Below are 23256 nucleotides of genomic sequence, written 5' to 3'. Positions count from 1 at the left end.
ATCGCACCTCCCCCCCCCCCCCCCCCCCCCCCCTCCCCCCCCCCCCTCTCCCCCCCCCCCCCCCCCCCCCCCCCCCCCCCCCTCCCCCCGTCACTTATCGGCCATCGCGACCGCGAGGTCACGGAAAGGTCTCGTACGAGGTACTGACTCAGCCTCCCTGGTGTGGCTAACATCACGCCAGCGCGGCGATGCTGCCGCGTCGTTAGGGAGGTGCGACGTGCTGCCAGTACGGGGACGAGACGGCCGTGCCACCAGGGCTGTTCGCATTCTGGGCACCCGAACCGCATGGACACCCGTGGGAGACGGCGAGTTCTTCTGCCCCGGCTGCGGAGGCGACCGGAACTACCAGCGGCTCACCGGCCGCCGCCGCTTCACCCTCCTCGGGGTGCCGCTGCTGCCGCGCGGGGCGACCGGACCGGTCGTGGAGTGCGCGTCCTGCGGCCACCACTTCGGCACCGACGTCCTCGACCATCCCACCACCCGCCGCTTCTCCGCGATGCTGCGCGACGCCGTGCACACCGTCGCCCTCGCCGTCCTGGCCGCGGGCGGCACCGGCTCCCGCACGGTCCTGGAGACGGCCGCCACCGCCGTGCGCGCCGCCGGCTTCGAGGACTGCACCGAGGACCAGCTGGCCGACCTGGTCGAGGCCCTGGCCGCCGACACCGGCCGGGTCCTCGGCGAGCCGTGCGGCGCGAGCCTCACCATAGAACTGCACGAGGCCCTCGACCCGCTCGCACCGCACCTCGCCCCGGCCGGCCGCGAGGCCCTCTTCCTGCAGGCGGCCCGCATCGCCCTCGCCGACGGCCCCTACAGCCCGGCGGAAAGCGACGCCCTGACCACGATCGGCGCGGCCCTCACCATCTGCGCCGACGACGTGAGCAGGCTGCTGGCCGCCGCGAGAACCCCGTCCTGATACTCCCCGGGGAGTAGCAGCGCCCTCCGGACACCCGTGGCAGTAGCCGCGAACTCGCCCCCTCGCCCGACGAACGCGTCCGTTTCCGGCGGAAGTCTGGAAGCCGTAACCAGACATCCGCTCCGGAGGGAGGACCCTTTCCATGGGGGCCGCGACAACACGTGCGACAGGTGGGCGACGGGGCCTGCCCTGGCTGGTGCTGGGCCTGTGGGTGGCCCTGCTGGCCGTGGCGGGACCGTTCGCCGCGAAGCTCGCCGACGTCCAGCACGACCGTGCCACCGACTACCTGCCCGCGTCCGCCGACTCCACCCGGGTGGCAAGGCTCCAGGACCGGCTGCCGGGCGGCGAGACCACCGAGCTGGTCCTCGTCTACCACCGGGCGGCCGGCCTCACCGCCGCCGACCGGGCCACGGCCGCCGGACAGGTCGCCGAGATCGCCCACCGCCACACCCTGACCGCCGACCCGCGGGGCATCCCGTCCGCCGACGGCACCACCCTGATGTACCCGGTCACCAGCAACGAGCCCGGCACCGACGAGAAGAAGCGGGACGCCCTCGTCGACGACATCCGCGAAGTGGCCCGTGGCAAGGGCGGATTGACGGTGCGGGCCGGCGGCCCGGCCGCGCTCGCCACCGACGCCTCCGGCGTCTACGCCTCCCTCGGCGGGCCCCTGCTCTACACCACCGTCGCCGTCGTCGCGATCCTGCTGATCCTCATCTACCGCAGCCCGCTGCTGTGGCTGGTCCCGCTCGTCGTCGCCGGAATCGGCGACTTCCTCGCCCGGTCGGCGGCCTACGGCCTCAACCAGGCCTTCGGCACCACCGTCTCCGGCCAGAGCGCGGGCATCATGACGATCCTCGTCTTCGGCGCCGGCACCGACTACGCCCTGCTCCTGGTCTCCCGCTACCGCGAGGAGCTACGGCGCCACGAGCGGCCGTACGACGCCATGCGGGCCGCGCTGCGCGGCTGCGGCCCCGCCGTGCTGGCCTCCTCCGGCACGGTCGCCGCCGGACTGCTCTGCCTGCTCGCCGCCGACCTCAACTCCAGCCGGGGCATGGGCCCGCTCGGCACGGTCGGTGTGCTGTGCGCGCTGGCCGCGATGCTGACCCTGCTGCCCGCCGTACTGGTCCTGCTCGGCCGCCGGGTCTTCTGGCCGCTCGTGCCCGCCTACGGCAGCACGCCCAAGGCCCGCCGCTCGCTGTTCGCCGCGATGGGCTCCTCGGCCGGGCGCCGCCCGCTGACCGTCCTCGCCTCCGGCGCCGCCCTGCTCGGCGCGCTCGCCCTGGGCACCCTGAACCTGCCCGGGCCGGTGAAGCAGCTCGACACCTTCGTGGACCGGCCCGACTCCGTGACCGCCATGGAGACGCTGGCCAAGGTCTACCCGGAGCGGTCCGCCCAGCCCGTCGAGATCCTCACCCCGGCGGGCCGCGCCGACGCCACCCTGGCCACGGCCAAAGGGACCCGAGGAGTGGCGGACGCACGGGAGGGCCGCACCGGCGGAGGCTGGACCGAGATCACGGTGACCGCGTCCGCACCGCCCCAGTCCGCCGCCGAGACCGCCACCATCAAGGCCCTGCGGCACCGGCTGCCCGGCTCCTACGTCGGCGGGCCCAGCGCGCAGCAGCTGGACCTGGAGGACACCAACGCGCGCGACCGGCTGGTCGTCGTACCGATCGTGCTCCTCTCCGTGCTGCTGATCCTGGTCCTCCTGCTGCGCTCCCTCGTCGCCCCGCTGATCCTGGTGGCCGCCGTGGTCGCCGTATGGGGAGCGGCGCTCGGACTCGGCGGGCTGGTGTTCGAGCCGCTGTTCGGCTTCCACGGCAGCGACCCCGGGCTCGGCCTGCTGTCCTTCGTGTTCCTGGTCGCCCTCGGGGTCGACTACGGCATCTTCCTGATGCACCGCATGCGCGAGGAGTCGCTCGGCGGAGCCGAACCGGCCGCGGCCGCGCTGACCGCACTGCGCACCACCGGCGGTGTCATCGCCTCCGCCGGGCTGGTCCTCGCCGCCACCTTCGCGGTGCTGACCAACATGGGCCTGGTCCCGCTCGTCGAGCTGGGCTTCGTCATCGCCGTCGGCGTGCTGCTGGACACCTTCCTCGTCCGCACCTACCTGGTCACCAGCGCGAGCGTGGCGCTGGGGCGGCGGGTGTGGTGGCCGGGGCCGCTGTCCCGGACACCGGACACGGCGGGCACCGAGCGCGCGCCGGAGCCCGTGGGCTGAGCCCCCCGGGCGCCCCCGCCCTCGGCGGGGGCGCCCGCCTACCGGAAGATGAGGACCGTGCAGGCAACCATCACCGCTCCCCGGCTCCGGCCGGCAGCGTTCTCGCCCGACCTGTCCCGGCAGGACGCGTACCTCGCCGTCGGCCTCGCCGCGCTCGCCTCCACGATCGCGGTGACCGTGGGCAGCGGACGGCACCCGGACGCGCTCGGCTGGGCCCTGCTGCTCGCCCTGCACGTGCCGCTGGCCTGGCGCCGGCGGGCGCCGCTGACGGCACTGGCGATCATGATCCCGCTGATCGCCTTCTACCACCAGCAGGACTACAACCACTCCGCGCCGACCGCCGCCTCCATGGTCGTCCTCTACACGGTGGCGGTGAGCAGCGGCCCCCGGCGCACGGCGGCCATCGGCTGCGCCGTCATCGCGCTCATGGTCGCCCTGAAGATCGACCACGGCATGGCCGGGCTGACGGTCACCTTCCAGATCACCGGCTGGATCGTCTCCATGCTGGTCCTGGGCGGCTACATCCGCGTCCACCGCGAGAACGCCGCCGCGGCCCTCGAACGCGCCGAACGGGCCGAACGCACCCGCGAGGAGGAGGCCCGCCGCCGCGTCGCCGAGGAACGCCTGCGCATCGCCCGCGACCTGCACGACCTGCTCGCCCACAGCATCACCCTGATCGGCGTGCGGACCTCGGTCGCCGCCCATGTCCTGACCGCCGACCCCGACCGGCTCGACCGGGCCGCCGTCGCGCAGGCCCTCGACGACATCGCCGAGACCTGCCGCACGGCCCGGGGCGAACTCCGCACCACGCTGGACGTCCTGCGCGACCCCGGCTCCCCCGACAGTCGCGGTCCCCTGCCCGGACTGCACGGCCTGGCCGACCTCGCCCGGACGACCGCGGGCGCCGAGGTGCGGCTCACGGTCACCGCCGGCGAGGTCCCGCCGGCCGTCGGGGCCGCCGCCTACCGGATCGTGCAGGAGGCGCTCACGAACGCGGTACGGCACGGCGGGCGGGAGGACCTGACGGTCCTGGTCGAGGTGCACGAGGCCGACGGCGCGCTACGCGTCCGCGTCACCGACGACGGCACGGGCGCCGGGGGTGGCTCGGGCGCCGAAGACGGCTCGGGCGCCGGGGACGGCACCCCCGGCTACGGCCTGCTCGGGATGCGGGAGCGGGCCCGCAGCGTCGGCGGCACGGTGGCCGCCGGGCCGCGCCAGGACGCGCGGGGCTTCGAGGTGACGGCCGTACTGCCGCTGGGAGGGACCGGATGACACCCGTACGGGTGCTGCTCGCCGACGACCAGGCCCTCGTCCGGGCCGCGTTCGCGATGCTCGTGGAGTCCGCGCCGGACATGGTGGTCGTCGGACAGGCCGCCACCGGCCGCGAGGCCGTCGACCTCGCCCGCGCCGAACGCGCCGACCTGGTGCTGATGGACATCCGCATGCCCGGCCTCGACGGCATCGAGGCCACCCGGCTGATCGCCGCCGACGAGGACCTGGCCGGGGTGAAGGTGCTGGTCCTCACCACCTACGACACCGACGAGCACATCGTGGACGCACTGCGCGCGGGCGCCTCGGGGTTCCTGGTGAAGGACACCCGTCCCGCCGACCTGCTCGACGCGATCCGCACGGTCGCCGCGGGCGAGGCGCTGCTCTCCCCGGGGCCGACGGCACGGCTGATCGAGCGGTTCCTGCGCAGTCCCTCCGCGCCCCCGACGGGCGGGCCCGAGTGCCTGTCGGAACGCGAGCGGCAGGTGCTGACACTGGTCGCCCGCGGCCTCAACAACACGGAGATCGCGGACGCGTTGGGGCTGAGCCCGCTCACCGCGAAGACCCATGTGAGCCGGATCATGGGCAAACTGGGGGCGCGTGACCGGGCCCAGCTGGTCGTCGTGGGGTACGAGTCGGGGCTGGTGATTCCGGGGACCATGGGTGCGTGATCCCGCTGAGCCGCGCCCTTCTCGCCGCCGCCGCGTTCCTGGCCCCGCTCGTCACCGCCCATGCCGCCCACACCGCGCACGGCTGCGTCTCCTCCGTGCCGTACGTGGCGGGCGAGGGCGGCTACGACACCTACCGCATCCCCGCGACCGTCGTCACCCGGCGCGGCACCGTCCTGGCCTTCGCCGAGGGCCGGCACGACGGCGCCGGCGACACCGGCGACATCGACGTCGTCCTGCGCCGCTCCACCGACGGAGGCTGCACCTGGGGCCCGCTGTCGGTCGTGGCCGCCGGGCAGGGCGACACCCGGGGCAACCCGGCACCCGTTCTCGACCCGCGCACCGGCACGGTCGTGCTGGTCACCTCGTACAACAGCGGGTCGGTGACGGAGCGGCAGATCATGCTCGGGGAGGCCACACCGGAGCAGAGCCGGCGGGTGTTCGTGCAGCGCAGCCCGGACGACGGCCGCCGCTTCACCCTTCCGAGGGACATCACGGCCGAGGTGAAGCCGCCGCACTGGCGCTGGTACGCGACCGGCCCCGGGCACGCGCTGGCCCTGACCCGCGGCCCGCACACCGGCCGCCTCCTGGTCCCCGCCGACCACTCCGCCGCCCCGCCCGCGGGCTCCCCCGACACCGGCGAGGAGGCCAGGTACTACGGCGCCCACGCCCTCTACAGCGACGACGGCGGCCTCACCTGGCACCTCGGCTTCGTGGACGACACCTACGACGGCCTGGCCAACACCAACGAGACCAGCGCCGCCCAACTCCCGGACGGACGCCTATACTTCAGCTCCCGCGACCAGAACGGCAGTACGCCCGGCAACCGGCTCGACGCCTACTCGAGCGACGCCGGCGAGACCCTCGACCACCCCTTCGCCGCCCAGCCCACGCTGAACGGCGTCCCGGTGGTCCAGGGAAGCGTCCTGCAACTCCGCGGCTACGACGCCCCGTTGCTCTTCTCCGGCCCGTCCGAGCCGACAGCCCGCCGGGCGATGGCCCTGTGGTCCAGCGCGGACGCGGGCCTCACCTTCACCAAGCGGCTCACCCTCTCGGACCAGCGGGCCGCGTACTCCGACCTCGTCCAACTGGACCACGACACCGTCGGGATCCTGTACGAGACGGGGGTGGCGGGGGCGTACGAGACGATCGAGTTCCGGCGGTTGAACAGCTCGGTCTCAAACAGTTCGGTATCGAACGGTAGTTGACCGTCCCTTGACCCACTGTTGATCCGGCGATCGTTGCTCGCGTCAGCCCACGCATGTGAGTATTGAAGATCGTTCGCGTAATGAAAATCAGCCGAACGTATCAAGTCATTTCCGGTGGGGGGAAAGCGCTGTGACCGGCGCTGAGTCGACGGGATCGACGGGTTCGACGGGGGCGACAAGCAAGGCCGAGGTGCATCCGCCCAGGTCGGCGCTGTCGGACATCGCGGAGCAGACAGTCCTGCGCACGGGCGGTGCATCGCCGCCTCCTGCTGATGTGCTCTCTGCGGCGCGACCACACCCGGAGCCGCGCACATTAGCCACCGCGAAGCAAGACGTGCCGCTCTCCGCGGAACAGGCCCTGCGGCTCAGGGTCCATCGGCGCGAGTTCCAGTCGAAGCTCGGCGAGTTCCGCCGTCGCCGCGTCCTCGTTCCGTATGGGGATGACGGTGGGGCACTGACGGTGGAGATGCACGGTGCGCGCTGGCTGCTCGCGTTCACCGACGAGGTGGCGCTCGCGCGGTATGCGAGGACGCGTGGGGAGGGCGACCTGGCTTGGCGGTACCGGGCGGTGTGGGGTGCCGCGGTGCTGGACGCGGGCGTACCGGCGGTGGCCGAGGCCGGGCTGCCGTGCGGGGTGCTGGTGGACGCCGGCGACGGCGAGCGGGGACTGGTGCTGCCGCCGGTGGTGGGGATCGTGCCGGAAGCGGTCGCCGTGGTCGGACCGGAGACGGAGACGGGGGAGGTACGGGCATGACGACGCCGAGCGGGGGAGGGCAGCCCGATCTGCGGGTGCAGGGGCTGAAGTTGATCGCCGAGGGCATCAACAAGGCGCTGAGCGAGATGGATTCACTGGGTGGGATGAAGGGCTGGGCGGGCGCGGGGCGTGGTTTCACCAGCCTGGAGATGGACGGCATGGACGTCGGTGACGACCATCTGGGCGCGATGCTGCACACCTTCTGCGAGCGCTGGCAGTGGGGGGTGCGCGATCTGATGCAGGAGGGCAACGCGCTGGCGGAGGGGATGGGGCTGGCGGCCGGCACCTTCCACCAGACGGACGAGTACGTGAAGGGCTCGCTGAAGGTCGCATACAACTCCGTGGCCGGAGATCCCTTCGCCTCCAACGAGCAGGTGGAGAAGGAGAGCCTGGACCAGATCAACCATGCCGCGGCGACGACGGGTTACGGCGAGAAGGACCGCGAGAACCTGGTGAACTCCGTGAAGAAGACCGGGAAGGGCATGCTCACGGACGTGGAGACGAGCGAGGGCGTGCCGGGCAGCCCGATCCCGATCTCACCGTCCGTGCTGGGGGATGTTGCCGGGGCGGGTGACGGTAACTGATGTCGTTCACCAGTAAGTTCAACCATGCTGTCGGGTCGCTGAAGTCCGGCTACGACCACGTCAAGCGGGCGACGGGCCATGTCGTCGACGAGGGTGCCCATGGCCTGGGCGACGCACTCGACTGGGCGGGTGCGCACGGTGCGGCCGACAAGGTCGACGACTGGGGCGACTCCACCGCGTCCAAGCTGGGCGCGCACGTGGCCGAGCAGCAGCTGGACGAGACCGAGGACCCGAAGGAACTCGTCCACGGCAATCCGGCGAAGCTGCGGGAGACGGCGGGGCATCTGCGGAACTTCGCGCAGTCCTTCGGCGCCGTTGCGGGCGGCATGCAGAAGCTGGACTCGTCGGACTTCAAGGGTGAGGCTGCGGACACCTTCCGCAAGAAGTTCGCGACGCACCAGGTCAAGTGGCGGCAGGCCGCCGAGGCGTGCGGCGATGCGGCCACGGCCCTGGACGACTTCGCGCACACGGTGGAATGGGCGCAGGGGCAGGCGCGGGAGGCGGTGGCGAAGTACCGCGAGGGCAAGGCCGCCTCGAAAGCCCATGAGCAGAAGGTGAAGACGTACAACGACGCGGTCGAGGCGGGCGACAAGGACCCCGGTCCCAGGCCCTCGGAGCAGGACCCGGGCGACGGGGCCAAGCAGGCGGCCGAGCAGATCCTGGCCGCCGCCAGGCGCCAGCGCACCCAGCTGGCCGCGGAGGCCGCCGACCGCGTCAAAGTCGCCCTGCAGCACGCCCCCAGCGAGCCGTCGGCCCTGAACCAGCTCAAACTCGACGGTGCTGACGTGTGGGATGCCGCCAAGACGGAGGACATGCGTTTCTTCGGCGGTTTCATGCGTGGGCTGGGCGATCTGAACAACCTGGCCCGCAACGCGAACCCGCTCGACCCGTACGCGATCACACACCCGTATGAGGCGCTCCAGGCGAAGGTGGAACTCCTGGGTGGCGCGGTCCACATGGTCACCCACCCCACCCAGACCGCGAACGGCCTGTGGAACTCCTTCCTCCAGGACCCGGGCGGTGTCGGCGGCGAACTGCTTCCTCAGTTCCTCATACCGGAGGCAGGGGCGGAGGGAGCGGCTGTCGACGGGGCCCGGGTGGCGGAGGACGGGGTGAAGGGGGCCGAGGAGGCGACGGCCGGGGAACGGGGGGCTGCGGATTCCGCCCGAGACAAGGTCGACGACGACCCGAAGGCGCCCTCCCACGAAGAGAGCAGTACGGAGAGCAAGGGCACCGACCCGATCAACCTTGCCACCGGCAAGATGTACCTGCCGCAGACGGACGTCACCCTGCCCGGCGTGCTGCCGCTGGTCCTGAAGCGGCGAGTGGAGTCCGGCTACCACCTGGGCCGCTGGTTCGGCCCCTCCTGGTCCTCCACCCTGGACCAGCGCCTGGAGATCGACGCCGAGGGAGTCGTCTTCGTCACGGAGGGCGGCCTGCTCCTGGCGTACCCGCACCCGGCACCGGGCCTGCCGACGCTCCCGAGTCACGGCCCCCGCTGGCCCCTCGACCGAGTGGACGACGGGTACACGGTCACGGACCCGCAGACTCTGCGCACCTGGCACTTCGCCGACCGCGGCGAGAACCTGTCGGTCCTGGAACAGATTGACGACCGCAACGGCAACTGGATCACGTTCGAGTACGACGCGAAAGGCACGCCCCTGGCCGTGACCTCCAGTGGCGGCCAAGGTGTCGGCATCACGACGGATGCCGGCCGAATAACCGCACTCCACCTCGCGGCGACCGGCGAGGAACTGAAGCGCTACGGCTACACGGACGGCAATCTGACGGAGGTCGTCAACTCCTCCGGTCTGCCGCTCCGCTTCACGTACGACGGCGCGGGCCGGGTCACGTCCTGGACGGACACCAACGACCGCGGCTACGCGTACGAGTACGACGACCGGGACCGCTGCACGGCCGAGGGCGGCACGGCGGGCCACATGACGCTGAGCCTGTCGTACGACGACCCGGACCCGGAGAGCGGACTGCGGACCACGACCGCGACGACGGGCGAGGGCCACACTCGCCGCTATCTGGTGAACGACGCCTGGCAGGTGGTCGCGGAGATAGACGCCCTGGGCGCCACCACTCGCTACCAGCGAGACCGGTACCACCGCCTGCTGTCACAGACGGACCCGCTGGGCCACACGACGACGTTCCGCTACGACGAAGAAGGCAACCTCACCTCGGTCGTCCGCCCGGACGGTCGCGAGGCACGAGCCGAGTACAACGAACTCGGCCTGCCCGTGAAGGTGGTGAACACGGACGGCACGGTGATCCGCCAGGTCTACGACGAACGGGGCAACCGCACGTCGGTGACGGACTCGGCGGGCCGGACCACCCACTTCACCTACACGGAGGCCGGCCGCCTGACTGCCGTGACCGATCCACTCGGTCACACGACGACCGTGGTCTGCGACCGTGCCGGTCTTCCTGTGGAGATCAGGAACCCGCTGGGCGCCATGACTCGCTACGACCGTGACGCGCACGGCCGCCCGACAGCGATCACGGACCCCGCCGGCGCGACCAGCCGCTTGGAGTGGACGGTCGAAGGCCGGCTCTCGCGCCGCACGGCCCCCGACGGCACCACGGAGACGTGGACGTACGACGGCGAGGGCAACTGCACGAGCCACACCGATCCCGTCGGCGGAGTCTCCCGCTTCGAGTACACCCACTTCGACCTGCTGACGGCACGCACGGGCCCGGACGGGGTCCGCTACGAGTTCGACCACGACAGCGAACTGCGCCTGACGAAGGTCACGAACCCGCAGGGCCTGACGTGGACGTACGAGTACGACGCGGCGGGCCGTCTGGTGATGGAGACGGACTTCGACGACCGCGGGCTGAGGTATGAGTACGACGCCGCCGGTCGACTCGCTTCCCGCAGCAACGTTCTCGGCGAGGTGGCGTCCTTCCAGCGCAACGAACTGGGCCAGGTGATTCGCAAGGACACGGCGGGCCAGGTGACGACGTACGCCTACGACTTCACCGACCAACTCGCTCAGGCGACAGGCCCCGACGGCGCCACGCTCACCCTCCTGCGGGACCGCCACGGCCGCCTGCAGTCGGAGACGGTGAACGGCCGCACCCTGACCTACGCGCACGACGCGCTGGGGCGCCGCACCGGCCGCACTACGCCCACCGGCGCCACCACCACCTGGTCCTACGACGCGGCCGGCCGCCGCACCGGCATGGTGGCCTCGGGCCGCACGATCGACTTCACCTACGACGAGACGGGCCGCGAACTGTCCCGTCACATCGGGGAGACGGTCACGCTGGAGCACGCCTTCGACGCGCTGGGCCGCCTGACCACGCAGTCGGTGACGGGGCTGGAAGGCCGCACGGTGCAACACCGGGCGTACACCTACCGCGCCGACGGCAACCTGACCGGCATCGACGACCACCTGTCCGGCTCCCGCCGCTTCGACCTCGACGCGGCGGGCCGGGTGACGGCGGTACACGCGTCCGGCTGGACGGAGCGGTACGCCTACGACGAGGCGGGCAACCAGACCCTGGCATCCTGGCCATCCGACCACCCGGGCCAGGACGCGGCGGGCGTCCGCGAGTACACGGGTACGCGCATCACCCGCGCAGGCAACGTCCGCTACGAACACGACGCCCTCGGCCGCATCACTCTGCGCCAGAAGACCCGCTTGTCCCGCAAGCCGGACACCTGGCGCTACGACTGGGACGCCGAGGACCGCCTCTCCTCGGTGACGACGCCGGACGGCACCCGCTGGCGCTACACCTACGACCCGCTGGGCCGCCGCACGGCGAAACTCCGCCTGGCGCGGGACGGCGAGACGATTGTGGAACGGGTCGACTTCACCTGGGACGGCACCACTCTCTGTGAACAGACGACGACGTCCCCGGACCTCCCCAACCCGGTCACCCTCACCTGGGACCACCAGGGCCTACGCCCCCTGACCCAAACGGAACGCATCACCGCGGCCGACACGCCCCAAGAGGAGATCGACTCCCGCTTCTTCGCCATCGTCACCGACTTGGTCGGCACTCCGAGCGAACTCATCGACGAACAGGGCGACATCGCCTGGCGCACCCGAAGCACTCTGTGGGGAACAACGGCATGGTCTGCCGACAGCACCGCCTACACGCCTCTACGCTTCCCAGGCCAGTACTACGACCCGGAAACAGGGCTCCACTACAATTTCTTCCGTCACTATGACTCCCAAACCGGCCGTTATTTCACGTGTGACCCTCTTGGGCTCTCAGCAGCTCCGAACGCAGTAACATACGTAGAAAATCCATATCGTGTCATCGATCCTCTCGGACTTGCTCCACTGTATGAGAATCAGCTACCGGAAGAGCTTGAGAGGGAGTTGGCCGATGCAGAGCGCCTCGGCGTCAAACCGATGAAGGTTGGAGACAGTGGGTTTGATGAAGTGATTAACTCGGGAACCATCAAGTGGGCTGTGGATCAGAATGGCGAACTCCTCATCATGCCAAAGCATGTCAATGGTGTCGAGCTCAAGCATCCGGTATTGACCCGTGGAGGGCCGGTGCAGGCCGCCGGTGAAGCAGAAATCGCAGGCGGGGAGGGAAGCTACTTCGGCATGGAAATCAACAACAATAGTGGGCATTACAAGCCGTCACTGGAGAGCCTCCAGGTAGGAAGGGAAGCATTCGAACGTGCAGGGATCGTATTCATCGGATGAGTCGTCGGATGTGGGTCTTACCGTCTCGGCTGGAGGAAGTCTCTCCGGAAAATCCGCTGAAGAACTGGAGCAACTGGTTGCAAGGGTTGAAATGCCTGCGACCAATTGGCAAGAATGGGAATGTTTGCGCGAACTATCTGAAGCACGGATGCGTGATGAGCGCCACAATGTCGAGACGCGACTCCGGTGGGTGCGCCTTGCTTTGGCGGCGTGTCAACGAAAGCGAGCGCGTGGCGAGTTTCCGTCAATAAAGGTTCTCGCCGATGAGGTGAACATTCGAGTTTACGCCATTCGCGAGTTTGGTACCGCGCAAGATGATCGGATTCGTGATCCATTTGACTTGTGCAGAGTCGTTTTCCGTGAGATCGGTGCCTCTCGAGAAGAAATTTCTATCGAGGCGGCTGACTGGCAGTCACTTCCTCCGAAGGCGATGCTTCGGTTGCGATATGTGAAAAATGTGTTGACGCCGTTGCGGGCGATGATAGACGTGTTGCCGGAGAACGATTCGCTACGCCAGCAACTCTCAGCCTGGCTATCCTTGATTCCCGAACTGCCATGAGCTTTCGGATGCTGCAGGTGATGAGTCATAGCTTTAAATATCGCGTTCAAGTCCACTTGGAGGCCTAGCCGCCGACCCGAAGGCCAGTGGAGCGCTCCGGATGTTGTTGGTGAATTCTTCTTGGCGGATTGACCAGAAAGCTTACCTGGCGCCGCCAAAAGAGTGTGCCTTGGTGGACTGCTTTCTGGCTTTCCTTCGGGTGTTCATTTTGCGAAAAAGGCGATTATGGGTTCCGATTGGATACTCACGGTGAACCCTTCGAGGGCCGCCTCTTGAGGTAAAAGGAAACTTGACCACTCGCACACCTTACAAACATGTCATCGATAGAGGCCTTCGTCCATGTCATCCGGTACACCGCTTGCCGCATACGGAAACTCCATGCAGCCGGCTTGGGTCGCGCCCACCGAGATCGAGCAGGCGCTGTTCGATGCCAAGTTGCGTGGAGACTGGCCCGCGTTTTTCGACAGGCTTGCACTGGAACCGCTGTATCACGAGATACAGCGCGACAAGGCAGACACCGACCCGGACACGACGTACTCGGTCTTTGGGTACGATCCACGTGCCGGCGGTCCCGTCTGGGCGGTGTACACCGTGGGAATGCTGCCGGCGCCTGAGCCGCATCGGGTGTTCCACCGCAGCAGCCTCGGGTGGTTCGCCGACGCGTGGAAGCCGGGGCGTCCGCCGTGGATCGTGGTCAATCCGGGCAGTCCCTGTGAGGCGTTCCTCCCGGCGGCGCCACCGCACTCCAACGCGTGGGCTCAGCATTACCGGACCAACGGCCCCTTGAGAGTTCCCGGCAGGCTGCTCACTCTCCGGGTCGGCGGCCCGCTTCACGGATCCGTCGCCCACGGCCTCGCCTGCGGAGCGCTCCTGTGTGTCAGCAACGGCTCCGTCTGGAACGCCATGGCCTGGCATGGCACCGGGTATCTGAACGAGCTCAAGCGGCTTCGCGAGTGGTGGGGCATCACCACCCGTGCGGAGTGGCAGTACTACCTTCGCGACCTGCTTGCCTGCGAGCAGCACAGCTCTGTCTGGGACTTCGTCCTCGGACTGCGCCGCACCATCGCCCGGGACTTCGGCGGGCACGTCGACGTGGGGTACTGGCGTCAGGCCGCCGCCAACGTCATCCGGGCCAAGTCCGAGGGGTCGATCGTGGTGTCCGAGGACGGCGTCACCACAACTCAGCCCCGACCCGAGTCCGAGGTCGAGGCCCGGGTCGAGGGAGTGCAGCGGCTCATCGGGCGTATCACCCGCTATGAGGCTCGCATGCGTGCCGACGGTGTCCTCGATGACGGCCGGTACGTCTCGTCCCTCGACGCCTGGGACCTCGGGCGCGCCTCGAAGATGGCCCGCTGGGGGCTGGGGGCCCGGTTCGCGACGCTGGCGGAGGCCGAGTCCGCCGTCATCCAGGCGGGGCGGACGGCCTCTCACTCCTACAGGTCATGGCAGGAGTTCTCCGCCGGCTACATCCTGGGACGGTGCCTCCACTTCGATGAGGAGGAGTTCGGGGACTGGTACCGGGACATGCTCGAGGCCCACCAGATGCTGATGTCCGACCCCGGCAGCCCCTGGCTCAACATTCCCTTCCGGTGACCGCCCCGGTGAGTGTTGAGCCCGGCCCGCCCACTCCTCTCGTTCCCCTCAATCCTCGGCGAGCAGCTTCGCCGCGTCCGTGGCGTGCACCGCCCGCTGGGCCCAGGACTCAAGTTGGTCCAGATCGGTGCAGGCGTTTACCCGTGCACGGACGGCGTCCGGTACGGGGATGCCGCGCCACTCCAGGATGTGGAGCACCATCTCGGCCTTTGCCTCGGCCCGACCCTGCTCCAAGCCCTGTTCCAAGCCCTGCTCTCGTCCTTCCTCGCGCACTTGCTCTGCGAGCGGGTGTCGCCAGAAGTACTGGATCGCCGTCATCAGGTCCCTCCACATTTGCTTCGCCTGGGGGTCGGTCAGGCATGAGTCGACGAACTGCACGAAGACCGCGGCGCTGTCGGAGTCGATGGTCTTCAGGGCGGATGCCAGGGATTCCAGTATGGCGGCGGCGCCCGGGCCACGCCCGTGTGTCATCGCCGAGAGCACCGCAAGAGGTACCTCGCGTTCGGCCTGCCGCTCGTCCGCGATCACCGGCACGTTGTCCGGGCCCAGCACGAGGGGTCGTACCGTCAGCGAGTGCCAGCCGGGGAAGCCGAGCCGGATGGGCTGGGAGGCCCAGCGGGCGGTGGCGCTGCTCTGGGTGATCACGATCAGTACCGGCTCGCAGCGGTACTTCTCGTAGAGGTAGGAGAGGTAGTAGGGCCAGCTGCCGCGCTTGCGGTCGTCCACCTTCCCCTGTGACTCGACCACCAGCAGATACGTGCCCTCGTCCGTCTCCGCCCGCAGCAGCGTGTCCACCCGCCGTTCGACCGGTTCGATCTCGGTGAGGTCCACGTTCAGTGCGGCGATCTCCCTCGGTTCGGGAAACGGGACGTGCAGCACCCGCTGTAAGGCCCGTGTCAGCGGCGCCGGGTCCTTCTGGAAGATCCGGTGCAGTGCCTCGTGGGGCGAGCCGACCATCACACCGCCTCCAGTTCGCACCACACATACTTGCCCCGGTCCCCGAACCGTGCCGACGGCTGCCAGCCCCAGTAGTCCGCGCAGGCTCGGATCAGGGCCAGGCCCCGCCCCTCCTCAGCCAGTTCGGCGATCCGGTCCAACGGCTGTGGCGGCTCCGGCGGTCCAGGGTCCGTGTCCCAGGCTCCGATCCACACCACCCCCTGTACCGTCCGGCGCACCCTGAGCGCGGCCGGCCCCTTCGTGTGCCGTACCGCGTTGGAGACCAGCTCCGTCGCCAGGAGTTCCGCAGTGTCGACGAGCCGGATCAGTCCGTGCAGCGTCAGGACCATGCGCAAGGTGCGGCGGCACACCGTCACGGCTCTCAAGTCGTTGGGGATGTAGAGGGTGTAGTCCCAGGTCTCGGGCATGGGTCAACTCCGTTCAGCAGACAAGGGTTGCCTGCGGTGGCATTGCCGCGGCCGTCATGGCAGGACGAAGCGGTGCGCTTCCGCTGGGTGAGCGTCGCGTCACCGAAGGTAGACCTTAGAATTAAGGGTGGGCAAGGTGATCCCGTAATCTGACACCCGAACGAGGGGAGCGGTCGATGGGGACCAAGCGCGAGCCCACAGCGCGTCAGATGCGGCTGGCCGTCGAGCTGCGCAGGCTCCGTGAGGCAGCAGGCCTCACCTCTCGTGAGGCGGCGGCGCTGCTCGGCGTGAACTCCGTCCAGATCAGTCAGATCGAGTCCGGCACCTCGGGCGTGAGCGAGCAGCGGCTGCGTCGTATGGCTGCCAACTACGCCTGCACCGACGCGGAGTTCGTCGACGGCCTGGCAGTGGTCGCCGGCGATCGCACGCAGGGCTGGTGGGAGGAGTACCGCGGTCAGTTGCCGACGGCGTTCATGGATCTGCCCGAGCTGGAGCATCACGCCCACTACCGCTGGGACGTGGAGTTCCTGCACGTCCCGGGCCTTCTCCAGACCGCGGACTACGCCCGGTCCCTCTTCTCGTACGTGAACCCGGAGTTTCCGCAGGGCGATGTCGAGCGATGGGTCGACCACCGGATGAAGCGCAGGGTCATCATCGAGCGCCCGGACCCGGTCCCGTACGAGGCGGTGATCCATGAGGGAGCACTGCGCATCAGGGTCGGCGACCGGTCCACGGCACGGGCTCAGCTCACCCGCGTCCTGGAACTCTCCGAGGCCGACCATGTCACGGTGCGTGCCATCCCCTTCGACCTGGACGGCTTCGGCGGGGCTGGCAGCGCCATGGTGTACGCAGGCGGACCCGTCCCCAGGTTGGACACGGTTGTCCGCGACGGCCCCGGCGGTCCGGTGTTCATTGACGCCGAAGCCCAGCTCAGCCGATATCGAACGCTCTTCCGTAGGGTGGAAGCGGTGTCACTCGACCCCGACCGTTCGCGTGACTTCATCCACCGGCTGGCGAAGGAGCTGTGAGCATGCTGACCCCCGACACCTGGAAGAAGTCCTCCTTCTCGGGCGGCGGCCAGGGGGACGCCTGCGTGGAGGTCGCCCACCGTCACACCCACATAGCCATAAGAGACTCCAAAACCCCGGCCAGAGCAACCCTCACCTTCCCACCCGGAGCCTTCACCCCCTTCATCGAAGCCCTGAAGGAGACTCGTCCCGCGGCGTCGTAGCCGTGCGGGACGCGCTGCGGTCGGCGGAGTCGACGCAGTACTCGGTGGCATCCCAGGATCAGAGGCTCGGGCGCCGCCGGGCGACGAGGGCGGCGATGTCGTCGTCGAGTGCGCCGCCGCTGTAGGCGATCAGGTCACGGTGGAGATGGTCGAGGAGCTGGTGGGGGGCCTCGCCGCTCCATGAGCGGACGCGGTCGGCAAGGGGGTAGAAGGTGCCGGAGCGGTCGCGGGTCTCGGTCACCCCGTCGGTGTACAGCAGGAGCTGGTCTCCGGGGTGGAAGGGGGTGAGGTCGACGTGGTACCCGTCGCTCACCAGGTCGCCGAGGTTGAGTGGCGGCGAGGGGGCGGCGGGCTGGAGCTCCTGTACCTCGCCGCGGTGCAGCAGCAGTGGGGGAGGGTGGCCGCAGGTGACGGTCCGGACGACCGGCTCGTCGTCCGGGATCTCGGCGAGGAGCGCGGTGGCGAAACGTTCGGCGACGACCTCCGAGCCAGGGATCTCCGGGTATTTGGCGGCGCTGCGGCTCACGCTCGTCTCCAGGCGGCATGCGAGGTGGGGCAGGTCGGGCGCGTCGTGGGCGTTCTCGCGGAAGGCGCTGAGCAGCATCGCCGCCGCCTGCATCGCGAGCAGGCCTTTGCCGCGTACGTCGCCGATGAGCAGCCGTACGCCGTGCGGGGTGCCTATCGCCTCGTACAGGTCGCCGCCGATCCGGGCTTCCGCCGCAGCAGCCAGGTACAGGCTCTCGAGGGTGACGTGACCGAGGTGTCGTGGAATCGGATGCAGCACCGCCAGCTGGGCGGTCTCGGCCACTGAGCGGACCTGAACCAGCTGATGGGCGCGTCGGTCCAGCATGCGGTTGAAGAAGACGGCGAATGCCGCAATCGCCACGAGGGTGGCCAGCTCGGAGTAGGCCGTCGCATCCCGCAGCGCGTCGAAGTCGGCCATCAGGCCGACGAAGATGCCGCACGCGCCCACTCCGGTGAGCACGGTCCCCCACAGGGGCAGCAGTGCGGCGCCGGAGATCATGGCTGTGGCGAGGAAGGCATCCGGCCTGACAGCGCGGGGTGTGAAGAGGCCGATGAGCAGGCCGATGAGCAGCAGTAGAGCGGGCAGGAAGGACAGCAACCTGCCCCGCACACCAGCGCTGTGCGGGACTCCGCGTTTCTCAGGAGACCTCGCCATCATGCCGCTCCCCAAGGTCACACAGGTCGAGTGCAGCCCAGGTCCGGAAGTCCGGCCACCGATTCGGATCATTTTATCGCTTCTCGTCCCGCAGCCCTGAGCAGCGCGTGAGCGGTGGTGACGCACAGGCGTCACAGGGTGCCGGTACCAAGGGCCGACTGATCCGAACGAAACCGCCTAGAGCAGCCCCGCCCCCGCCAGAAACTTCCCCACCTTCGCCACCTCGTCCCCGGACAGCGGCATCTGCGGCTCCGCCGTCGCCGCGCAGGCGATGACGCCCCGCAGGTGCAGCGCCGCCTTGAAAGCGCCCAGTGCCGACGAGCTGCCGCCCATCCGTGCCGGGTCGCCGACCCCGACGATGCCGAACAGGGCGCACAGCCGCTCCTGTTCGGCGCGTGCGCCCTCCCAGTCGCCCGACCGGCACAGGCGGTAGAGGCGGACGTAGCCGTGCGGGTCGACGTTGGCCAGGCCCGGCACCGCCCCGTCCGCGCCAAGCGCCAGCGCCGCGTCGACGAGCAGCTCGGAGCCGGTCAGGACGCTGAAGCCGGGGTGGGCGCGGGCGGCCGTGACGATCTCGCGGAAGGCGGTCAGGTCGCCGCTGGAGTCCTTCAGGCCCGCCAGCACGCCGTCGGCGGCGAGGCCGAGCACCACGTCGGCGGGGAGCTTGGTGTGCACGGCGGACGGGATGTCGTACGCGATCACCGGGACCGGGCTCGCGGCCGCGATCCGGCGGTAGTGGTGGACGATCTCGGACGGGTGCGTGCGGGCGTAGAAGGGGGCGGTGACGACGACGGCCTGCGCGCCCGCCGCGGTGACGGAGCGAACGTGGTCGAGGACGCGTGGAGTGGTCATGTCGATGGCGCCGGCGATGACGGGCAGCTGTCCGGCGACGTGGCCCACCACCGCCTCCACCACCTGCCCGCGCTGCCGGTCCGTGAGGAAGGCGGCCTCCGACGTCGAACCGAGCAGGAACAGGCCGTGCACCCCGCCTTCCACCAGATGGTCGACCAGCCCGAGCAGCGACGGCACGTCCACCTCGCGTTCCGGTGTCAGGGGAGTGCAGACGGGCGGGACGACACCGGTCAAGGGGGCGGAAAGGGTCATCAACGCTCCTGGCGGGCTAGGTCACGGGTCGACTGGTCCTCCTCCACAGGATGGTGGCAGCGGTAGCGGTGTCCGGGCCGTGACGCGGCCGAGAAAACCGGCATCGTGTCGGCGCACACCTCGTCGGCCTTCCAGCAGCGGGTGCGGAAGGGGCAGCCGCTCGGCGGGCGGGTCGCCGAGGGCACCGGACCGGTCAGCGGGATCGGGTCGATGGGATCCAGCAGGCCGGGCGTGGCGGAGAACAGGGCCCGGGTGTACGGGTGCCGGGCCCGGTCGGTGACCCGGTCGGCCGGGGTCTCCTCCACGATCCGGCCGAGGTACATGGTGATCACCCGGTCGCTCATCCGCCGTACGGTCTGGATGTCGTGCGAGACGAACACCAGGGCGAGGCCGAGGCGCTCCTTCAGGTCCAGGAGCAGATTGAGGATCTGCGCGCGGACCGAGACGTCCAGGGCGCTGGTCGGCTCGTCCGCCACCACCAGGCCGGGGTCCAGGGCGAGCGCGCGGGCGATGGCGACGCGCTGCCGCTGCCCGCCGGACAGCTGCCCGGGCAGCGCGTCGACGAGGGCCCGGGGCAGGCCGACGAGGGCCATCAACTCCCGGACCCGGTCGTCCCGTCGGGTCTTCGTCCCGCGTCCGTGGACGTCCAGCGGGTCGCGCAGGATCCGCCGTACCGTCAGCCGGCGGTTCAGGGCCGTCGACGGGTCCTGGAAGATCATGCCGGTGCCCGCGCCGACCGTGGCCCGGCGTTCGGCGGGGGGCATCGACCACAGGTCGCGGCCCTGGAACGACACCGTCCCCGAGGTCGGCCGCTGGATGCCCACCAGCACCTTCGCCAGGGTCGACTTCCCGCACCCCGACTCGCCGACCACACCGACCGTCTCACCGGGTGCCACAGTGAGATCGGCGCCGGTCAGGGCGTACACCCGGTCCCGGGCGAACAGCCCGCCGCTGCGGGCCTTGTGGACGACATGGGCGTCCCGGACTTCCACGACAGCGGTCACTGGAGGGCCTCCTCGCTCTCCGCCGACGTCTCCACCGCCGGATGGTGGCAGGCGGTCGTGTGCGTGGGGGTGCCCGCGAGGACGGGCGCGGTGGTGTGGCAGACCTCGGTGGCCAGCGGGCAGCGGTCGGCGAAGCGGCAGCCCGCCGGGAAGTCGGCGGGGGACGGTACGACACCCTTGATCTGCGTCATCCGCTCCTCGGCCGACTCCAGCGAGAGCACGCTGCCGAGCAGGCCGCGCGTGTAGTGGTGGGACGGTGCCGCCACCAGGTCGGCGGTCACGCCCGTCTCCACGATCTGGCCGCCGTACATCACCACCACCCGGTCGGTGACGTCGGCGACCAGGGCCAGGTCGTGCGAGACCAGGATCAGCGCGAAGCCCAGCTCCTCGCGCAGCCGCAGCAGCAGCTCCATCACCTGGGCCTGCACGGTCACGTCCAGTGCCGTGGTCGGCTCGTCGGCGACGATCAGCCCGGGGTCGCGGGAGAGGGCCATGGCGATGAGCACGCGCTGGCGCTGGCCGCCGGAGAGTTCGTGCGGGTAGCTGCGCAGGGTGCGCTCGGGGTCGAGGCCGACCAGCGACAGCAGCTCGCGGGGGCCGCGCCGGCCACCGCGCCGTACGAGCTGCTTCAACTGGGCGCGAATGGTCATCGCCGGGTTCAGCGAGGACAGGGCGTCCTGGTAGACCATCGCCATCTCGTGGCCGAGCAGCCGCCGCCGTACCCGCATCGGCTCGGCGAGCAGGTCCCGCTGCCGGAAGCGCACCTGGCCGCGGATCCGGGCCGCCCTCGGCTGCAGCCCCATGATCGTGAGTGCGGTCAGCGACTTGCCGCAGCCCGACTCGCCCACCAGGCCCAGTACCTCGCCGGGGTGCACCTCGAAGCTCACCCCGTCCACGATGTCCACGCCCCGGTGCCGGCCCGGAAACCCGATGGCCAGGTTCTCCACCGCGAGCACCGGCGGCCCATCGGCGGCGGGGCGGGGCCGGGCCCGGGAGCGCAGGCGCCGGGCGGCCTCGGCCAGGCCGGGCAGCGGGAGCACCTCGCCGGTGCCGGGCTCCGGTGTCTCCAGGTGGTCCTCGGGTGCCGCCACCTCCCGGGCGGCCGGTGCCGCCCAGGCGTCCGAGACGCCCTCGGAGAGGATGTTCAGGGACAGCACGGTGAGCAGGATCAGCAGGCCGGGGAAGACGGTCGCCCACCAGCCGCCGGTCAGCACCATGTTCTTGCCGTCGGCGATGACACTGCCCCAGGACGGGTCGGGCGGCCGCACGCCCGCGCCGATGAAGGACAGCGACGCCTCGAAAACGATGGCCTCGGCGACCTGGACGGTGCAGAACACCAGCACCGGGGCGGCACAGTTGACGGCCACGTGCCGCAGCACGATGTGCGGGGTGCGGGCGCCGATGACGCGTTCGGCGGTGACGTAGTCCTCGCCGTACTGGTCGAGCACGTTGGCCCGAACCACCCGTGCGACGGGTGGGGTGAACAGGAAGGCGATCGCGCAGATCAGCACTCCGATACCGCCGCCGAACACGGCGACCAGCACGGCCGCGAGCGCGATGCCCGGGAACGCCATCACCACGTCCAGGCAGCGCATCAGCGTCTCGTCGACCGCTTTCCGGGAGGTGGCGGCGAGCGCCCCGAGCAGCGCGCCGACGACCAGTGCCAGAGCGGTCGCGCCGAGTCCGATCGCGAGCGACCAGCGGGCGCCGTACATCAGCCGGCTGAGGATGTCCCGGCCGAGGCTGTCCTGGCCCATCCAGTGCGCGGCCGACGGGTGCCCGGTGCCGTCGACCGGGTCATGCTGGTCCAGCGGGTCGTGCGGGGCGAGCACCGGGGCGAGCACGGCGACCAGGACGACCAGGGAGAGGAAGCAGACGGCGACCTTCGACACGGGCGGGAGCCGGCGCCATCCCCGGAGCCGGACGCCGGGCCGGGAGAGCCGCTCGGTGAGGCTCGCGCGCGTGACCATCAGGCCGCCCTCAGACGTGGGTTGACGAGCAGATAGAGGATGTCGATGACGAGGTTGACGACGACGAACCCGGTGGCCGTGGTGAGCACGACCCCCTGCACCACGGCCGGGTCGCCGTTCTGCACGGCGTCGATCATCAGCTTGCCCATGCCGGGCAGCGAGAAGATCGTCTCGATGACGACGGCACCGCCGAGCAGATAGCCGACGCGCAGGCCCAGCACGGTCAGCGGATTGACCAGGGCGTTCCTGAGGACGTTCCGGCCGACGACCACCCGGGGCGGCAGCCCGCTCCCGATCGCCGTACGGACGTAGTCCTTGTCCAGTTCCTCCACCACCGACGTCCGCACGATCCGGGTCAGCTGGGCGGCCACCGGCAGCGAGAGGGCGAAGGCGGGCAGGGCCATGGTCTTCAGCCAGCCGGTGACGGAGTCGGCCGGGTTGATGTAGCCGCCGGTCGGGAACCAGCCCCGGTCCACCGCCAGGTACTGGATCATCAGCAGCGCCAGCCAGAACCCGGGTGCCGCGACTCCGACGAGGGAGACGACCCGGATGACCTGGTCGGGCAGCCGGTCCCGGTGGACGGCCGCCGTGACCCCGCCGGCCAGCGCCAGCACCACGGCGATGCCCAGGCCGAGGAAGGTCAGCTGGAGGGTGAGGGGCAGCGCGGTGGCGACCTGGTCGGCGACCGGAGCCCGGGTCAGGGCGCTGGTGCCGAGGTCGCCGTGGAGCAGGTCGCCGACGAAGTGGACGTAGCGCACCGGCAGCGGGTCCAGCAGGCCGTTGCGTTCCCGGAAGTCGTGCAGCTGCCGCGGGGTCGGGTTGGCGCCCTGGAAGAAGGCGGACGCCGGGTCGACGTCCGAGAACCGCATCACCAGGAACACGAACAGCACGATCCCGAGCAGCAGCGGCACCAGCAGGGCGACGCGGCGGAGCAGGATCCGTACGACGGCCGTCATGC

Annotated in this window: 19 protein-coding genes; 12 read left to right on the top strand and 7 right to left on the bottom strand. The window is 70.2% G+C overall.

The annotated features are described in order from the left end of the window. Nucleotides 1-217 precede the first annotated feature (217 nt). The 10 genes from AC07CM_RS04130 (at nucleotide 218) to AC07CM_RS04085 (ending at nucleotide 14445) form a co-directional block, all read left to right on the top strand. Nucleotides 218-913, top strand: a complete 696-nt coding sequence (locus tag AC07CM_RS04130) for a TerB family tellurite resistance protein (protein ID WP_478874768.1) — start codon at nucleotides 218-220, stop codon at nucleotides 911-913. Nucleotides 914-1055: 142 nt separating this feature from the next. Beyond that, nucleotides 1056-3134, top strand: a complete 2079-nt coding sequence (locus AC07CM_RS04125) for an MMPL family transporter (protein WP_478874767.1) — start codon at nucleotides 1056-1058, stop codon at nucleotides 3132-3134. 48 nt (nucleotides 3135-3182) lie between these two features. Beyond that, a complete protein-coding gene (locus AC07CM_RS04120; protein WP_478874766.1) occupies nucleotides 3183-4406 on the top strand; it encodes a sensor histidine kinase in 1224 nt (407 codons plus the stop codon). Beyond that, on the top strand, nucleotides 4403-5074 hold the full coding sequence (locus tag AC07CM_RS04115; protein ID WP_478874765.1) for a response regulator: 672 nt from the start codon (nucleotides 4403-4405) through the stop codon (nucleotides 5072-5074). Before AC07CM_RS04120 ends, AC07CM_RS04115 begins: the two co-directional genes overlap by 4 nt. Continuing rightward, nucleotides 5071-6279: a sialidase family protein gene (locus AC07CM_RS04110; protein ID WP_478874764.1), complete on the top strand. Its 1209-nt coding sequence runs from the start codon at nucleotides 5071-5073 to the stop codon at nucleotides 6277-6279. The genes AC07CM_RS04115 and AC07CM_RS04110 overlap by 4 nt, the downstream gene beginning before the upstream one ends. A gap of 334 nt (nucleotides 6280-6613) precedes the next feature. Then, nucleotides 6614-7033: an SseB family protein gene (locus AC07CM_RS04105; protein WP_478874763.1), complete on the top strand. Its 420-nt coding sequence runs from the start codon at nucleotides 6614-6616 to the stop codon at nucleotides 7031-7033. Beyond that, on the top strand, nucleotides 7030-7617 hold the full coding sequence (locus tag AC07CM_RS04100; RefSeq protein WP_478874762.1) for a hypothetical protein: 588 nt from the start codon (nucleotides 7030-7032) through the stop codon (nucleotides 7615-7617). The genes AC07CM_RS04105 and AC07CM_RS04100 overlap by 4 nt, the downstream gene beginning before the upstream one ends. After that, complete coding sequence (locus tag AC07CM_RS04095) at nucleotides 7617-12293, top strand: putative T7SS-secreted protein (protein ID WP_478874761.1); 4677 nt, start codon at nucleotides 7617-7619, stop codon at nucleotides 12291-12293. Before AC07CM_RS04100 ends, AC07CM_RS04095 begins: the two co-directional genes overlap by 1 nt. Next, nucleotides 12268-12852 carry a hypothetical protein gene (locus tag AC07CM_RS04090; RefSeq protein ID WP_478874760.1) on the top strand — a complete coding sequence of 195 codons (585 nt, stop codon included), beginning with the start codon at nucleotides 12268-12270 and terminating at the stop codon, nucleotides 12850-12852. The genes AC07CM_RS04095 and AC07CM_RS04090 overlap by 26 nt, the downstream gene beginning before the upstream one ends. Before the next feature lie 339 nt (nucleotides 12853-13191). Further along, complete coding sequence (locus AC07CM_RS04085) at nucleotides 13192-14445, top strand: DUF1266 domain-containing protein (RefSeq protein WP_478874759.1); 1254 nt, start codon at nucleotides 13192-13194, stop codon at nucleotides 14443-14445. 48 nt (nucleotides 14446-14493) lie between these two features. Here AC07CM_RS04085 and AC07CM_RS04080 read toward each other — a convergent pair whose 3' ends face one another. Both AC07CM_RS04080 and AC07CM_RS04075 read right to left on the bottom strand, forming a co-directional pair. Further along, complete coding sequence (locus tag AC07CM_RS04080) at nucleotides 14494-15402, bottom strand: RpnC/YadD family protein (RefSeq protein WP_478874758.1); 909 nt, start codon at nucleotides 15400-15402, stop codon at nucleotides 14494-14496. Beyond that, nucleotides 15402-15809, bottom strand: coding sequence for an ATP-binding protein (locus AC07CM_RS04075; protein WP_478874757.1), 408 nt, complete (start codon nucleotides 15807-15809; stop codon nucleotides 15402-15404). The genes AC07CM_RS04080 and AC07CM_RS04075 overlap by 1 nt, the downstream gene beginning before the upstream one ends. Before the next feature lie 176 nt (nucleotides 15810-15985). Here AC07CM_RS04075 and AC07CM_RS04070 point away from each other — a divergent pair, with 176 nt between their 5' ends. Both AC07CM_RS04070 and AC07CM_RS04065 read left to right on the top strand, forming a co-directional pair. Further along, the gene (locus AC07CM_RS04070; protein ID WP_478874756.1) at nucleotides 15986-16837 is read left to right on the top strand and encodes a helix-turn-helix domain-containing protein; all 852 of its coding nucleotides are present in this window, start codon (nucleotides 15986-15988) and stop codon (nucleotides 16835-16837) included. A gap of 2 nt (nucleotides 16838-16839) precedes the next feature. Continuing rightward, nucleotides 16840-17040 (top strand): DUF397 domain-containing protein, encoded by a 201-nt coding sequence (locus AC07CM_RS04065; RefSeq protein WP_478874755.1) that lies wholly within the window; start codon nucleotides 16840-16842, stop codon nucleotides 17038-17040. Nucleotides 17041-17098: 58 nt separating this feature from the next. Here the strand turns inward: AC07CM_RS04065 and AC07CM_RS04060 are convergent, their stop codons facing one another. The 5 genes from AC07CM_RS04060 to AC07CM_RS04040 all read right to left on the bottom strand — a co-directional run bounded on the left by AC07CM_RS04060 (nucleotide 17099) and on the right by AC07CM_RS04040 (nucleotide 23254). Next, nucleotides 17099-18175 (bottom strand): PP2C family protein-serine/threonine phosphatase, encoded by a 1077-nt coding sequence (locus tag AC07CM_RS04060; RefSeq protein ID WP_478874754.1) that lies wholly within the window; start codon nucleotides 18173-18175, stop codon nucleotides 17099-17101. Nucleotides 18176-18397: 222 nt separating this feature from the next. Beyond that, nucleotides 18398-19324: a dihydrodipicolinate synthase family protein gene (locus AC07CM_RS04055; protein WP_478874753.1), complete on the bottom strand. Its 927-nt coding sequence runs from the start codon at nucleotides 19322-19324 to the stop codon at nucleotides 18398-18400. After that, on the bottom strand, nucleotides 19324-20328 hold the full coding sequence (locus AC07CM_RS04050) for an oligopeptide/dipeptide ABC transporter ATP-binding protein (protein WP_478874752.1): 1005 nt from the start codon (nucleotides 20326-20328) through the stop codon (nucleotides 19324-19326). Before AC07CM_RS04050 ends, AC07CM_RS04055 begins: the two co-directional genes overlap by 1 nt. After that, a complete protein-coding gene (locus AC07CM_RS04045; protein WP_478874751.1) occupies nucleotides 20325-22298 on the bottom strand; it encodes a dipeptide/oligopeptide/nickel ABC transporter permease/ATP-binding protein in 1974 nt (657 codons plus the stop codon). The genes AC07CM_RS04050 and AC07CM_RS04045 overlap by 4 nt, the downstream gene beginning before the upstream one ends. After that, entirely contained in the window at nucleotides 22298-23254 is a 957-nt protein-coding gene (locus AC07CM_RS04040) for an ABC transporter permease (protein WP_478874750.1), read from the bottom strand. Before AC07CM_RS04040 ends, AC07CM_RS04045 begins: the two co-directional genes overlap by 1 nt. Between the last annotated feature and the right edge of the window lie 2 nt (nucleotides 23255-23256).

The organism is Streptomyces sp. NPDC044061 (genome assembly GCF_056434305.1).
This window is presented reverse-complemented; position numbering and strand designations above follow the sequence as displayed.